General features: G+C 36.5%; 13 protein-coding genes. 10 read left to right on the plus strand and 3 right to left on the minus strand.

Annotated elements, in window-relative coordinates:
• Positions 1-41: 41 nt before the first annotated feature.
• Positions 42-1,529, minus strand: a complete 1,488-nt coding sequence (locus tag AC0J6S_RS13765) for an aminotransferase class V-fold PLP-dependent enzyme (RefSeq protein WP_474954330.1) — start codon at positions 1,527-1,529, stop codon at positions 42-44.
• Positions 1,530-2,067: 538 nt separating this feature from the next.
• Here AC0J6S_RS13765 and AC0J6S_RS13770 point away from each other — a divergent pair.
• From AC0J6S_RS13770 to AC0J6S_RS13790, 5 genes are read left to right on the plus strand one after another with little or no spacing between them, the layout of a single operon-like run.
• Complete coding sequence (locus AC0J6S_RS13770; RefSeq protein WP_474954331.1) at positions 2,068-3,177, plus strand: porin; 1,110 nt, start codon at positions 2,068-2,070, stop codon at positions 3,175-3,177.
• A gap of 11 nt (positions 3,178-3,188) precedes the next feature.
• The gene (locus AC0J6S_RS13775; RefSeq protein ID WP_474954332.1) at positions 3,189-4,619 is read left to right on the plus strand and encodes an anion permease; all 1,431 of its coding nucleotides are present in this window, start codon (positions 3,189-3,191) and stop codon (positions 4,617-4,619) included.
• Positions 4,620-4,663: 44 nt separating this feature from the next.
• The gene (locus AC0J6S_RS13780) at positions 4,664-5,317 is read left to right on the plus strand and encodes a succinate dehydrogenase cytochrome b subunit (protein WP_474954333.1); all 654 of its coding nucleotides are present in this window, start codon (positions 4,664-4,666) and stop codon (positions 5,315-5,317) included.
• A 2-nt stretch (positions 5,318-5,319) separates the two neighbouring features.
• Positions 5,320-7,236: a fumarate reductase/succinate dehydrogenase flavoprotein subunit gene (locus AC0J6S_RS13785; protein ID WP_474954334.1), complete on the plus strand. Its 1,917-nt coding sequence runs from the start codon at positions 5,320-5,322 to the stop codon at positions 7,234-7,236.
• Positions 7,237-7,257: 21 nt separating this feature from the next.
• The gene (locus AC0J6S_RS13790) at positions 7,258-8,004 is read left to right on the plus strand and encodes a succinate dehydrogenase/fumarate reductase iron-sulfur subunit (RefSeq protein ID WP_474954335.1); all 747 of its coding nucleotides are present in this window, start codon (positions 7,258-7,260) and stop codon (positions 8,002-8,004) included.
• Between the two features lie 277 nt (positions 8,005-8,281).
• Here AC0J6S_RS13790 and AC0J6S_RS13795 read toward each other — a convergent pair whose 3' ends face one another.
• Together AC0J6S_RS13795 and glmM are read right to left on the minus strand one after the other, a co-directional pair.
• On the minus strand, positions 8,282-9,058 hold the full coding sequence (locus AC0J6S_RS13795) for a membrane metalloprotease (RefSeq protein WP_474954336.1): 777 nt from the start codon (positions 9,056-9,058) through the stop codon (positions 8,282-8,284).
• A 200-nt stretch (positions 9,059-9,258) separates the two neighbouring features.
• Positions 9,259-10,647, minus strand: coding sequence for a phosphoglucosamine mutase (glmM, locus tag AC0J6S_RS13800; RefSeq protein ID WP_474954337.1), 1,389 nt, complete (start codon positions 10,645-10,647; stop codon positions 9,259-9,261).
• Positions 10,648-10,766: 119 nt separating this feature from the next.
• Between glmM and AC0J6S_RS13805 the strand changes: the two genes are divergently transcribed.
• From AC0J6S_RS13805 to AC0J6S_RS13825, 5 genes are all read left to right on the plus strand, one after another.
• Positions 10,767-11,348, plus strand: a complete 582-nt coding sequence (locus AC0J6S_RS13805) for an acyl carrier protein phosphodiesterase (protein WP_474954338.1) — start codon at positions 10,767-10,769, stop codon at positions 11,346-11,348.
• A gap of 149 nt (positions 11,349-11,497) precedes the next feature.
• Complete coding sequence (locus AC0J6S_RS13810) at positions 11,498-11,911, plus strand: GxxExxY protein (RefSeq protein ID WP_395380473.1); 414 nt, start codon at positions 11,498-11,500, stop codon at positions 11,909-11,911.
• A gap of 139 nt (positions 11,912-12,050) precedes the next feature.
• Positions 12,051-13,736: a gamma-glutamyltransferase gene (ggt, locus tag AC0J6S_RS13815; protein ID WP_474954339.1), complete on the plus strand. Its 1,686-nt coding sequence runs from the start codon at positions 12,051-12,053 to the stop codon at positions 13,734-13,736.
• A gap of 16 nt (positions 13,737-13,752) precedes the next feature.
• Positions 13,753-15,438, plus strand: coding sequence for a gamma-glutamyltransferase (gene ggt / locus AC0J6S_RS13820; protein ID WP_474954340.1), 1,686 nt, complete (start codon positions 13,753-13,755; stop codon positions 15,436-15,438).
• Positions 15,439-15,582: 144 nt separating this feature from the next.
• Positions 15,583-16,251 (plus strand): DNA alkylation repair protein, encoded by a 669-nt coding sequence (locus AC0J6S_RS13825; RefSeq protein WP_474954341.1) that lies wholly within the window; start codon positions 15,583-15,585, stop codon positions 16,249-16,251.
• Positions 16,252-16,279: the final 28 nt, after the last annotated feature.

Consider the following 16,279-nt stretch of genomic DNA (forward strand, 5'->3'; position numbering starts at 1 on the left):
TGATTAAGTGATTTTTTTATATTATGAAAACCTCATCTTTCTTATAATGAGAACCAGTATTTCACCAATTCATCTTCTAGAGGTTGAGCGTTCTTATTCACGAACTCATTTGTCGCTGAATTATAATCATAATCCAAAGCCCAGGTCTTATGATTTTCAGCCAATGCTTTTATTCCTTTACAAACAAATTCAATTTCAGCATTTGTAGTTGTTGGATGAATAGACATCCTGATCCAGCCCGGTTTTCTGATTAAATCGCCAAGCGTAATTTCATCAATTAATTTATGAGAGGTTTCCTGATCTACATGTAATAAAAAGTGTCCGTAGGTTCCCGCACAACTGCAACCGCCACGTGTTTGAATTCCAAATTTATCATTTAACAATTTTACACCTAAATTAAAATGCAAGTCTTCAACAAAGAAAGAAATCACTCCTAACCTATTATGATGCTGTCCCGCAAGGATTTTAATATTGGAAACGTTTCCTAATTCCGAGAAAATATAATCTACGATTTCGTGCTCTCTTTTTAAGATATTTTCAATTCCCATTTGCTCTTTCAACTGAATCGCCAATGCGGTTTTTATAACCTGAAGAAAGCCCGGCGTACCACCATCTTCCCTATCTTCAATATTATCAATATATTTGTGTTCTCCCCAAGGATTTGTCCAACTTACGGTTCCGCCACCTGGATTATCAGGAACTAAATTTTGATATAATTTTTTATTAAATACTAAAACACCACAAGTTCCGGGTCCGCCGAGGAATTTATGTGGCGAAAAGAAAATGGCATCCAAATAACTTTCAGTATCTTCTGGATGCATGTCGATTTTCACGTAAGGCCCTGAACAAGCAAAATCTACGAAACAAAGTCCGTTATGGTGATGCATTATTTTTGCCACTTCATGATAGGGCGTTCTGATTCCTGTAACATTAGAACACGAGGTAATAGAAGCTATTTTGAAGGGTCTTTCTTTGTATTTTTCCAATAATAATTCCAGATTTTCGATGCTGAACAAACCATCTTCCGAAGATGGAATCACTTCCACATCGGCAATAGTTTCCAGCCAAGACGTTTGATTGGAATGGTGTTCCATGTGCGAAATAAAAACAATTGGTTTCTTTTCGGTGGGAATTGTGATAAAATTTTTTAAGTTTTCGGGTACTTTTAAACCCAAGATTCGTTGGAATTTATTTACAACACCCGTCATTCCGGTTCCATCGGTAATCAAAACATCATTAGCACTTGCATTCACATGATGTTTAATAATATGACGCGCTTGATGATACGCTTTAGTCATTGCAGTTCCTGAAACTGTAGTTTCAGTGTGGGTATTGGCCACAAAAGGACCAAATTGATTTATTAATTTTTCTTCAATAGGACGATATAATCGACCACTGGCAGTCCAATCTGTATAAATAATTTGTTTATTTCCGTAAGGAGATTCAAATTCTTGATTTATTCCGATTATGTTATCGCGATACTGTTGAAAGTATTGCTCTAATTGTGTTGGCGCTTTTTTAGTAATCATTATATGTCTAATTTGTGTTCAAAGATATTGATTTTTACCAAATAGTCTTTTTCTAATTTTTGTTAAGACTTATTTTTTTAAATAAATTTTATAAACAAGACCCTAATGTAAAGTAGCTGACAAAGTGTGATTTTGATTCGTTTTACAATTGAAATGAAAACTATTGTTAATTTACGCATAATAAGCAGGAATTAGAACAGATTTTTGACATTTAATTTATAAAGGTTTGTATTATATCATAAATATTGATTTTCTATTTGCCGCACAGTATACGAAAACCGTAGTCTTATGAATCAATAATTAAAATTTAATCCAGAAAAAATATATTGTACAACTTGCCTGATTAAACCCATAACGGTATTATCCCGAACGATATGATAATTGTCATACTCGCATCAAAAGTTAAGTCAGTCATTTGCACTATATTTACACTAAAGCAATAATAAACATGTTTAATAAAATTTTAAGCTGCCCCAGATCTGCACAAAGGAATAGAATTATCCTGCTTGACTTTTTTACCACTTTTATAATTCTTCCAATGAAAGCGCAACAAAAAGACCGCACTTCCTCAACAGATACGATCAAAAACTATTCGGCTTACAAGAGAAAATTGAGCTTTGCTGGCGTACTTCAAACTCGATACGTATTTTCATTAAATAAGGATTCTGATGTGAATGGAAAGAATTTTGATCCCGAGGCAACAAGTGGAATAACCAATACTTTTATGCTGAAACGAGCGAGAGTAATGCTAAAAACCGATATTAATGATCATTTTTCAGCAAACGTTCTAGCAAATTTTGCCGAATTTAATGATAATCCTTCTAACAAGGTACTTGAAAATGCCTATATAAAGTATACCGTTAGCAAATACTTCAGCCTTCAGGCAGGACAATTTCGCCCTTTTTTCGGTATTGAAGATGCTGTTCCTGTAGATATTATACGCACACTTGATTTTTCGAACCAGTATTATGCATTTGGGAAAAATGGATGGCAGAGTTTCCAAGTGGGACTTTCTATTTTTGGAAAAATAGTTCCTGACGGGAGCTTGAGGTATTATGCAGGAGCTTATAATGGAAATAACAAAAACCAAAAAACAGATGACAATAATTCTAAAAACACCTATTTGAGACTGGAGACTGATTTTAATAAGAGTCTGACTTTAGGAGCCAATGTTTCCAGAGGTAGCTTTGGCGAAAGCGGTATTGGCAACGCATATGGTGCCGACCTAACGGGTAAATTTGATTTTTCAGATAAATGGCAACTTTTAATCATGGCGGAAGGAAAGATAGGAACGAACTTTTTAGCTTACAGTGCTAGCAAAGCCGATGAAAACCAAATAGTAAAACCTGCTCTTGACCAATTCAAAATGCATGGTTTTTATCTGCTGCCCACTTTACGATACAATTGCCAGAACCGCCGGCTAAGAGCAATTGAGTTCTCTTCCCGTTATGAATATTTTGATGAAAATTACAAATTAGACAGTAATATCAGACAGACTATTATTCCAAATCTATCGCTGATTTTTGCAGATGATTTTTATGCCGCGCTGCAAATGGGCGTTTCTTTCGATATTTATGACAAAGATATTCCATTAACAACAACAAATACACACAGCCTTTCCTACGTACAATTACAGGTGAGATTCTAAAAACAATTATTATGAAAGAAATCAATTTCAAATCAGGTCTAATTACCTGCGTTATAGGACTAGCTATCTGGTTCATTCCAGCTCCAGAAGGCGTCCAGCCAAATGCCTGGCATCTCCTCGCGATCTTTGTGGCCACCATTGTTGGAATCATTTCAAAAGCGGCTTCTATGGGAACGATGGCTATTATTGGAATCACACTCTGCGCAGTCACACAGGTTTTGGCTCCTGGAGATCCTACAAAATCTATCGTTAATGCCTTGAGCGGTTTTGGAAATTCTACCATCTGGTTGATTGGTCTTGCATTTTTTATCGCAAGGGGATTTATTATAACCGGCCTTGGAACCAGAATAGCATACAACTTTATCAAAATATTTGGCAAAAGCCCGCTGGGTCTTGCCTATGGATTGAATACGGCTGACCTTATACTCGCACCAGCCATTCCGAGTAATACAGCCAGAGCTGGAGGTGTCATTTATCCCATCATGAAATCAATTGCCACAAACATGGGATCGCACGCTGAAAAACCAGAAACGCATAGGAAAATTGGGGCATTCCTTACTCTTAGCAGCTACAATGCCAACATGATTACTTCTGTATTATTCTTGACAGCTACCGCGAGCAATCCGATGGCGCAAAAATTTGCTGCTGATTTAGGAGTAGAAATCACTTGGGGAAGCTGGGCGCTTGCGGCATCGGTTCCCGGGCTAATCTGTTTCTTGCTGATTCCTTTATTTCTGTACAAATCCTATCCACCTGAATTAAAAGAGACCAAAGAAGCACCGGCAATAGCGGCAAAACAGCTCAAGGAAATGGGACCGATTTCTTTAAAAGAATGGTTGATGGTCGCCACTTTCATCATATTATTAGTACTTTGGATATTCGGGAACTTATTTGCAATCGATGCAACAACCGCAGCGCTTATCGGACTATGCATTCTGTTGTTGAGCGGCGTATTGACTTGGGAAGATGTCAAATCAGAAAAAGGAGCTTGGGATACTATCGTTTGGTTCTCTTCTCTGGTAATGATGGGATCGTACTTAAATTCGTTAGGTTTGATAGGTTGGTTCGGGAAATTGGTTGGCGATGAACTGTCACAATTAAGCTGGAAAGTAGCCTTTCCGTTGATTATAATCGTATATTCCTACTGTCATTATATGTTTGCCAGCGCAACAGCACAAGTTGCTGCCATGTATTCTGTGTTTCTAGCAGTGGGTATCGCAGTGGGTATTCCGGGCACAATGCTAGCCATATTTCTGGGAGCCTGTGCTTCGCTAATGGGATCGCTTACCCATTATGGTCACGGACCTGCTCCTATTTTCTTTGGTAGCACCTATGTAGATCTGAAAGACTGGTGGAAACAAGGTTTTTTTATGAGCATTTTATTTCTTCTTGTATGGTTTGTAGCTGGCGGGCTTTGGTGGAAAGCAATTGGGCTTTGGTAAATAATATAGTCCTTAAAACATGAATTCGAAAATTTATTGATCTTATGAAAAACACGTTAAATAACAAGCTGATCATGGCTTCAACGGGACTTTTCCTCTGCTTTTTTCTGGTGATTCACCTGCTTGGAAACTTGCAGTTATTGTTGCCCGAAGATGTTGCAAGAGAACAGTTCAATTGGTATTCGCACATGCTTTCAGGTAATTTCTTGATCAAGGTAATTTCTTGGATATTATATGCTTCGCTTATTGGTCATGCCGTATATGCTTTAATTATTGCTGTAAAAAATAATACGGCCAACGGAAAAAGCTACCAATATGACAAGAGAAATTTTGCCAGCGCATGGAACAGCAGAAATATGGGAATTCTGGGTACTATCCTACTCTTGTTTCTCATCGTTCATTTCAAGGATTATTGGTACACCTACAAGTTTACTGCATTGCCGGTGGATGCTAATGGTAACAAAGATTTGTACGAGGTTGTTATCAGTTCCTTTTCTCAAGCATGGTATGTTATAATTTATGAAATATCCTTCTTGGCATTAGGCTTTCATCTATTGCATGGTTTTTTTAGTGCATCCCGAACACTAGGGTTGTATCATCCAAAGTATGCAAAAGCAGTGAAAATAATAGGATGGTTTTATTCCCTCGCCATTACCGGAGGTTTCATGGCAATACCTCTTTATATTTATTTTAAATAGTTATGGAAAAGATAGATTCAAAAATACCGGACGGACCGCTTGCTGATAAATGGAATAATTACAAAGCAAAGGCAAAATTGGTAAATCCAGCCAACAGAAACAAGCTCAGCGTTATCGTAGTGGGAACGGGACTCGCCGGATCTTCCTGCGCTGCTTCGCTTGCGGAACAAGGGTACAATATTAAGTCGTTTTGTTTCCAAGATTCTCCAAGACGCGCCCATTCTGTGGCAGCACAAGGTGGCGTTAACGCTTCCAAAAATTACAAAAATGATGGCGACAGTACTTTTAGAATGTTTTATGACACGATAAAAGGAGGCGATTTCCGATCTCGAGAAGCTAATGTTTACCGTCTTGCTGAATGTTCCGCTTCTCTTATTGACCATGCGGTAGCCCAAGGTGTTCCCTTTGCCAGAGAATACGGCGGCTATCTCAACAATAGATCATTTGGAGGCGTGCAGGTTTCGCGTACTTTTTATGCTCGCGGACAAACGGGTCAGCAACTTTTATTAGGTGCTTACCAATCGCTTTTGCGTCAGGTAAACACCGGCAAAGTAACGATGCACACTCGTCATGAAATGGTGGAATTAGTCGTTATTGATGGAAAAGCAAAGGGAATTATCGCTCGAAATTTAGAGACAGGAACTCTGGAACGTCATGAAGCAGATGCGGTAGTACTGGCTACAGGAGGCTATGGCAAGGTTTATTATCTTTCTACACTCGCCATGGGTTGCAATGGATCAGCTATCTGGCGTGCACACAAAAAAGGCGCTTACATGGCCGGCGTAAGTTGGATACAGTTCCACCCTACTTGTCTTCCTCAGCACGGCGAAAATCAGTCTAAACTAACCTTGATGTCAGAATCTCTTCGAAATGACGGACGCATCTGGGTATCGAAAAAAGTGGGTGATGACAGATTACCCAATGCCATTCCGGAAGAAGAGCGTGACTATTATCTAGAGCGTCGGTATCCTGCTTTTGGAAATCTTGCACCGAGGGATATTTCTTCGCGTGCAGCAAAAGAACGGATCGATGCCGGCTTTGGCGCAGGCGCAATGAAAAATGCAGTGTATCTCGATTTTTCAAAAGCTATTATTGCTCAAGGCGTTGAAAAAATCAAAGCTAAATACAGCAATTTATTTTCGATGTATGAAAAAATCAACGGAATAGATGCTTACAAAGAACCGATGCTTATCTCTCCCGCAGCACATTTTACGATGGGTGGACTTTGGGTCGATTATGAATTGATGACCACCATTCCCGGACTTTTCGCACTTGGAGAAGCTAATTTTTCGGATCATGGAGCAAATAGACTTGGAGCAAATTCCCTGTTGCAGGCCTGCGTTGATGGTTACTTTATAGCACCTTATACGATTCCAAATTATCTTTCGGGGGAATTAAAAACGGACAAAATTACAACGGATCACCCAGCTTTTGCGGAAGCAGAAAAAGCCGCCAGACTACAACTGGACCGTTTCCTGAATACCAAAGGGAAATTCTCAGCGGATTATTTTCATAAAAAAACAGGCAAACTGTTGTATGAAAAATGTGGATTATCCAGAAGTAAAGAAAATCTGGAAGAGGCAATTATTTCTTTAAAATTACTTAAAGAATCATTCGAAAAAGATCTACTGATAACCGGCGATGATACGCTAAACAGCGAATTAGAAAAAGCAGGCCGAGTGGCAGATTACATCGAATTAGCAGAACTGATGTGTCACGATGCCCTGCAAAGAGAAGAATCCTGCGGAGCGCATTTCCGAGAAGAATATCAGACCACAGAAGGTGAAGCGGTACGGAATGATAGTGATTTCTGTTATGTTTCTGCCTGGGAGTGGAAAGGTGAAAAACTGCCTCCTGAACTTCATAAAGAGCCTCTTACGTTTGAATCTGTGGAACTTGCAGTTAGAAGCTATAAATAATTTGAACCTAAAAAAGTATATATGAAACTGTTTTTAAAAATATGGCGGCAACTAAATGCTTCTTCAAAAGGAGAAATGGAAAATTATGAGATTGACGGCATATCCGAACAGATGTCTTTCTTAGAAATGCTGGATCTTTTAAATGAATCGCTTATTCAGCTTGGGGAACGAGTTATCGAATTTGACCATGACTGCAGGGAAGGTATTTGCGGGCAATGCGGTATTATGATAAACGGAAGAGCACACGGTCCGCTAAAACATACCACCACTTGCCAGCTGCATATGCGAAGTTTCAAAGATGGTGATACCATTTATATAGAACCTTTTAGGGCAGCTGCATTTCCTATATTGAGAGATCTCAAAATTAACCGAAAATCCTTTGATGCCATCATTACTTCGGGTGGGTACATCAATACAGGGACGGGACAAGCGCCAGAAGCTAATAGCATTCCCATTACGTATGAACAGAGCGAAGCTGCTTTTGATGTGGCTGCTTGCATAGGCTGTGGCGCGTGTGTGGCAACTTGCAAAAACTCGAGTGCAGCTTTGTTTACCAGTGCCAAAGTGACACATCTTTCTTTATTGCCACAAGGACAATTAGAAGCCTCGAAAAGAGTCATTGCGATGGTTCGCCAGATGGATGCGGAAGGTTTTGGAAGTTGCTCGAACACGGAAGCTTGCGAAGTGGAATGCCCGCAGGACATATCGGTGCTATCAATTGCAAAGATGAATTATGAATACAATAAAGCGGTACTCTTAAAAAAATAGTCTGTTCTCTATTAATTTATCTAATTCGTGTAGTACTTAAAAGCAATAAATTACTTGATAAAAAATGCTAGTTTTTGGTTTAAATAAAAGTAAATAAACGCCTGATTCTAAAATAATAATTTGAATTAAAACTGCTACTTTCACGTTTTATGTTTAATATTAAAAATAGTTAAATCACAAAAAAATCTCCAAACTCAAATGATTTTGGAGATTTTTAATTTTATATTTTTTCTACTTGCAAAACTTAGCTTTGCGCCAAAGTTCTTCTTCAAAATAATTATTTTCCTCCATTAGCCCGAAGGTCCGCAATACATTGCGCGTCTAATTGTGGAGCTGCACCGCTTGAAACCATGTTTCCAATACCGCCTCCAATTTCAGAGGACCAATACATCAAACACGTTTTTTCAATGCAGTGTTTCGGATGTTCAGCATCTTCGTGATTGCTTTGCAAAGCTGTGCCAAGATTAGTCAATCCTAATATGTGCCCGAACTCATGAGTGATTACTGTTGTTTCTAATAAACTTCTGTTAGGTTCAAATGGACTGTCGCTTAAAGCTAGAAGCGTTTGTTCATAAATAACAAAAGAAGTGTTTCTGTAAGCCGTTCCCAGAATAACTGACGTATCAGTGTCTTTTGAAGATTTTCCATCTGCAAAAAATGCCCAAACCACTATTTCATCAGTATTATTGTATTTAGTTCTGTTCGCATCTTCAATACTTACAATTTCTTCATTAGTATAAGGTGAATTCCCCGGAGATGGTATAGAACGTTTTATAACACTAATGCCATTAGGTTTGTATGTTCGGGATGTAAGAAAGTTTACAAAATTATTTATAGCAGTATTGCTTGGCTCAAAACCGGTTACATACACTACTTCAATAACCATGCTCTTAAACTTTTTATCCGATAATAAATCGTTAGCAGAACTTCCTGTTGGTTGTTTGTTAGTTATAGGATTTACTGCAATCGGATTATCTATGGGATCATCTTCTTTTGAACAGGATACTACTGAGAGGAACAAAACAATCGCAAGTAATGTAAATATTTTTTTCAAAGTTTTTTTAAATTAGGAGTATTGATACTATCTTACTATAACATAAATTATATGTTCTTATTCATTTACGAAAACTAACGTCTTTTGGATTAATATTATTGTCTTCAATAATTTAAACGAAAACTCAGACTATCATATCTCAAACGAAAAAACCCTTTCAAATGCTATTTTGAAAGGGTTTTTTTATATAAAATGCGGAATTATATTCCAGCCACTGCTTTTATTTCATCAATGATTCTAAGTGCCAAAGCATCTGCTTTTTCTTGTGAAGCCGCTTCCGTATAAATACGAATGATTGGCTCCGTATTCGATTTTCTCAAGTGAACCCAGTTTTCAGCAAAATCAATCTTCACACCATCTATAGTTGTAATATCTTCGTTTTTGTATTTCTCGGTCATTGCAACCAGAATAGCATCTACATCAATTTGTGGGGTCAATTCAATTTTGTTTTTGCTCATATAGTATTCCGGATACGAAGCACGTAAAGCAGAAACAGTCATTTTTTTGTTGGCCAAATGTGTTAAAAATAACGCCACACCTACCAAACTATCACGTCCGTAATGCAGCTCCGGATAAATGATTCCGCCGTTTCCTTCTCCTCCTATTACTGCGTTATTTTTTTTCATTAATTCTACCACGTTAACCTCGCCCACGGCACTTACTTCATAACTTCCGTTATGCAAATTAGTAACATCACGCAACGCACGTGAAGATGACATATTCGATACCGTATTTCCTGGTGTTTTACTCAAAACATAATCGGCGCAAGCCACCAAAGTATATTCTTCACCAAACATTTCACCGTCTTCGCAAATGAAAGCCAAACGATCCACATCAGGATCTACAACGATTCCTAAATCGGCTTTTTCTTTTACCACCAATTCTGAAATATCAGTCAAATGCTCTTTCAACGGTTCCGGGTTATGAGGAAAATGGCCATTAGGTTCACAGTATAATTCGACCACTTCAACGCCCATTAATTTCAATAACCTTGGTATAATAATTCCTCCCGAAGAATTTACACCATCAACAACCACTTTAAATTTAGCTGCTTTTACTGCATCAACATCTACTAAAGGTAAATTCAATACTTCATCAATATGGATATCCATGTAAGCATCGTTAATCATAATGGCTCCTAAATCATCCACATCCGAGAAATCGAAAGCTTCCGCTTCCGCAATTTCAAGAATTTTAAGTCCTTCTTCTCCGTTTAAAAATTCTCCTTTTTCATTTAATAATTTTAAGGCATTCCATTGTTTTGGATTGTGCGAAGCAGTAAGAATAATTCCACCTTCGGCTTTTTCAAGAGGGACAGCAACTTCAACAGTTGGCGTTGTCGAAAGTCCTAAATCAATCACGTCAATTCCTAAACCAATCAAAGTATTTACCACCAAATTGTGAATCATTGGTCCCGAAATACGGGCGTCCCGACCTACTACGACAGTAATTTTTTCTTTTCCAATATATTTTTTTAACCAAGTTCCATAAGCCGAAGCAAATTTTACCGCATCAACCGGCGTAAGATTATCTCCTACTTTACCTCCTATAGTTCCACGAATTCCTGAGATTGATTTTATTAAAGTCATTGATTATTATTTTAAATTTTGAATTATAAATTTTAAACTGCTCACAAATATAATAATTGACAGTTTATAAAAGTCATTTAGATTTCAAAATTCCTAATTTAAATTCCTAAATTAGGCGAATGAATTTTCTAGCGCACATCTATCTTTCTGGTGATAATGATTTAATAAAAATTGGCAATTTTATGGCCGATGGTATTCGGGGGAAGCATTTTGAAAGTTATCATTTAGAAATTCAAAAAGGAATTATTTTACATCGTGCAATTGACGCATTTACTGATGCACATCCCATTTTCAGGCAAAGCACCAAAAAACTACATGAGAAATACCATCATTATGCAGGTGTAATTGTGGATGTTTTTTATGATCATTTTTTAGCTAAAAACTGGAATACATATTCTGATGAAAAGTTAGAAGAATTTGTAGAACGCTTTTACCAATCTTTGCACGACAATCACAGTATTCTTTCGGAGAGAACTAAGGGAATGATGCCTTACATGATTGAACACAATTGGCTGGTGAGTTATCAAACAATCGAAGGCATCAATCGAATTTTGACGCAAATGGATCAACGTACCAAAAACGAATCTAAAATGCGTTTTGCAACTGATGAACTTTCTGAATTTTATACAGAATTTGAAGAGGAATTCACCAATTTCTTTCAAGAATTGAACGTTTTTGCAACACAAAAAAGAATTGGTTAATTTTTTTTACCACATAGAAACATAGGTTTTTTTTATTACAATAAAAGATTAGAAAATAATTTTTAAACATAGTAATATTTCAAAGACAATATTTTAATTAAAACAATAACGCTCTAAGAACATTAATAATTCGAAATGGCTAAAAAAAGATGACTACACAAAAATATCTAAATGAATTAAGCTTTCAAATTATTGGGGCAGCAATAGAAGTCCATAAAATCATGGGTAGGGGTTTATTAGAAAGTGTCTATCACCAATGCATGAAAGAGGAATTACGGGTGCGGAATATTAATTTTATATCAGAGCTTAAAATACCTGTCATTTACAAAGGCAAAATCATGGAATCTGATTTTAGATGTGATTTGTTAGTTGAAAACTTAATTGTTATTGAGTTCAAAGCAGTATCAGAAATGCATCCTGCTTTTGAAGCAAAACTTTTGAATCATATGAAATTATTAAAATCACCAAAAGGTGTTTTGATAAATTTTAACTGTTATAATATTTTCAAAGAAGGACAAAAGACCTTTGTTAATGAATTTTATAAAACTTTACCAAAAGAATAATTAAATTCGTCTATGAAATTTATTTCTAAGCGAAGCTTCTTTAATACACAAAATAAAATTCTATGTCTCTACGTGGTTAGACCATTTGTAGCATTGCTTATTAAAAACAACCAAAACAATACCCTAAATATATTATACAATGAAAAAAATAATTTTCCTACTCGCCTTAGCTGTTTTAGGTTGCAAATCAAATGAAAAAACGGTTGAACCAACTGGTTTAGTAACTTCAAAAGCTATGGTCGTTTCAGCCCGTGAAGAAGCTTCGCAAATTGGGGTTGAAATCATAAAAAAAGGTGGAAATGCATTTGATGCCATGGTTGCAACAGAACTGGCATTAGCGGTTTCACATCCACAGGCAGGAAATATTGGTGGTGGAGGTTTCATGGTTTTCAGAAAAGCCAATGGAGAAACTGGAGCAATAGATTACAGAGAAAAAGCACCTTTAGCAGCCACAAAAGACATGTACTTGGACACAAAAGGAAATGTAATTGAAGGAAAAAGTACCGCAACGGTGTTGGCATCGGGAATTCCGGGTACCATTGCCGGAATATTTGAAGTCCATAAAAAATACGGTTCTTTACCCATAAGCGAAATTCTGAAACCTGTAATCGCATTAGCAGAAAGAGGTGTTGTTGTCACTAAATTTCAAGCCGAAAGTTTGGCTTATTACAAAGCTTCCTTTATAAAAAGTAATGGAAAGAATAGTTTGTTTTCTAAAGCATATAAAGAAAATGATACCATAAAATATATCGCACTAGCAGCAACATTAAAACGAATTGCGAAAAACGGTCGGGATGAATTTTACAAAGGAGAAACGGCCCAAAAGTTAGTTGCTTTTCTTGCTAAAAAAGGTGGAAATGTTACATTAGTAGATTTGAACAGTTATAAAGCCAAATGGCGAACTCCAATTACTTTTCAGTATAAAAATTTAAAAATCACCTCAATGTCGCCTCCCAGCAGTGGCGGAATTTGTTTGAATCAAATCATGAAAATGATCGAGCCTTTCAACCTTTCACATATGGGACACAACAGCGTAAAAACGATTCAAGTAATTACAGAAGCCGAACGACGAGCCTATGCCGACAGGAATTACTTTTTAGGTGATCCAGATTTTGTTAAACTTCCTGTTAAAGAATTATTAAGTCCATCGTATTTAGAAAAAAGAATGAGTGACTTTACCTTCGATCAAGCTTCTAAATCTTCGGATATTGCCCATGGAGCAATCAAAGGCTATGAAAGCAATCAAACCACGCATTATTCAATTGTGGATTCAAAAGGAAATTCAGTTTCGGCAACGACTACTTTAAACGATAATTATGGTTCTAAAATATATTGCGAAGAATTGGGTTTCTTTTTGAATAATCAAATGGATGATTTCAGTGCTAAAGCGGGTATTCCTAACTTATACGGATTGACTGGAAGTGAAGCAAACAGCATAGCTCCCGGAAAAAGAATGTTGAGTTCCATGACACCAACGATCGTAGAGAAAGATAACAAATTGTTCATGGTTGTAGGAACGCCTGGAGGATCTACCATTATCACATCAGTTTTACAAACGATAATTAATGTCTATGAATTTGATATGAGTATGCAAGAAGCGGTAAATGCACCACGCTTCCACCATCAATGGATGCCGGACGAAATTACTTTTGAACCTAATTCTTTCGATATAGCATTATTAACTAATTTGAAGAAAAAAGGATACATCATCAATGAAAAAAACAAAGAAATCATTGGTGAAGTCGATGCTATTTTGGTTCTTCCAAATGGAAAATTGGAAGGTGGCGCAGATAAAAGAGGTGATAATAAAGCGGTTGGTTTTTAAATTTATACAATTTCGGATGAAAAAAATTATTATTCTTTTAAGCATTTTGTCTATTGGTTGTAAAACCCAAAAAAATATGATTCAGCCCACTGGGGAAGTTGCAAGTCAGGCAATGGTTGTTTCAGCACGGGAAGAAGCTTCAAAAATTGGAGTTGAAATCATGAAAAAAGGCGGAAATGCTTTTGATGCTATGGTTGCAACCGAATTAGCTTTGGCTGTAGCCTATCCATTTGCGGGAAATATTGGTGGTGGCGGTTTTATGGTTTATCGAAAAGCAAACGGTGAAGTTGGTTCTTTGGATTACCGAGAAAAAGCGCCATTAGCAGCTACAAAAGATATGTTTCTGGATGAAAAAGGAAATGTCATTAAAGGAAAAAGTACCGAATCTCCTCTTGCTATTGGAGTTCCAGGAACAATTGCAGGCGTTTTTGCGGTTCATGAAAAATTGGGTTCTTTGCCGATTGAAGAAATTCTGAAACCTGTAATTGAATTGGCAGAAAAAGGTGTTATTGTTACCAAAAAACAAGAAGATAGATTGGCTGCTTATCGAGATAAAATCATAAAAGTAAATGGCGATAAAACATTATTTGCAACTGCTTTCAAAGAAAATGATTTTATAAAATATCCTGCGCTGGCTACCACCTTAAAAAGAATTTCAAAAAATGGCAGAGATGAATTTTACAAAGGAGAAACTGCTAAAATATTAGTCAAATACCTTCAGGAAAAAGGAGCAATAATCACCTTGGAAGATTTGGCCAAATATGAAGCCAAATGGAGAACGCCGCTTACTTTTGATTACAAGGATTTAAAGATAATCTCAATGCCTCCACCTAGCAGTGGCGGAATATGTCTGGCTGAAATATTCAAAATGATAGCGCCTTTTGACCTAGCTAAAATGGGACATAACTCAACGGCAGCCATTCAAGTTATTGTAGAAGCCGAAAGAAGAGCCTATGCCGACAGAAGTTATTACCTGGGAGATCCGGATTTTGTAAAAATTCCTTTGAAAGCATTAATGGCTGATGAATATTTGAAACAAAGAATGTCAAATTTTAGTTTTGAAAAAGCCTCTTTATCATCAGACATAAAAGAAGGAAAAGTAACTTATAATGAAAGTACGGAGACCACCCATTATTCAATTGTGGATCAGTTTGGTAATGCGGTTTCGTCTACAACTACACTAAATGACGGTTATGGTTCCAAATATTATTGTGACGAATTGGGATTTTTCCTCAACAACGAAATGGATGATTTTAGTGCCAAACCAGGTGAACCGAATATGTTTGGGTTAGTAGGTAATGAAGCCAATAGTATAGCACCACAAAAACGAATGTTGAGTTCGATGACGCCAACTATTGTAGAAAAAAACGGAAACTTATTTATGGTTGTGGGTTCTCCGGGTGGTTCTACGATTATCACATCAGTATTGCAAACGATATTAAATGTTTATGAGTATCGTTTGAGTATGCAGGAAGCTGTGAATGCACCTCGTTTTCACCACCAATGGTTACCGGATTTAATCACTTTCGAACCCAACACTTTCGACACTAAAACTTTTGAAACTTTAAAATCAAAAGGATATCTTATTAACGAGAAAACAACACCTGTAATAGGAAAAGTAGATGCCATTTTGGTTTTACCAAATAAAAAACTCGAAGGTGGCGCAGATTTTAGAGGAGACGATAAAGCAGTTGGATTTTAGAGGAGATGTGAGAAAATAGAGATAAGAGAAAAGAAATTTAGGACTCTGATTTATGTTTACGTTTTTTAAAGTTGATTTTGAATTTTGCCATTGTTATTGAATTTTGCAATTGAAATTGAATTTTGCAATTGAAATTTACTATTTATGAACTTTATACTTGCCTTAGAAAACGCTTTTGAAGCAAATCAAAATTCTGAAAATGCTTTTGCCATGGCAAAATACATGAAGAACAACTTTCCGTTTTTTGGAATAAAAACGGAGGAACGAAGATGCATTTTCAAGGAAATCTGGAAAGAAAACAAAGAAGAAGTTTCCGCAGACGCAAGGAGATTTGTTTTAGAATTATATTCAAAACCACAACGGGAATTTCAGTATTGTGCCATTGAAATTTTGATAAAAGAACTTAAAGGAAATTACAAAAAAGATGACATTCAACTGATTGAAAAACTGATACTGAATAACTCTTGGTGGGACAGCGTGGATACAATTGCAAAATATATTTTAGGTGAGTATCTTTTGGAATTTCCATTAGAAACCAAAAATGTAATAGAACGATTTTCAAGGTCTGAGAATATGTGGTTGAACCGAAGTGCAATTTTATTTCAATTGGGGTACAAACAAAAAACCAGTGCTGATTTATTATTTTCCGAATGTTTAAAGCATTCGCATTCTAAAGAATTTTTTATTCAAAAAGCAATCGGTTGGGCGTTACGGGAATATGCAAAATCAAATCCTGAAGATGTTCAAGAATTTGTAAAAACCAATACTTTAAAGCCATTAAGCAAAAAAGAAGCGTTAAAAAATATGTGTTAGGATTAAAATAATAGTAGTTTTGTAGCCC

Source organism: Flavobacterium sp. TS_SC_5, assembly GCF_056156265.1.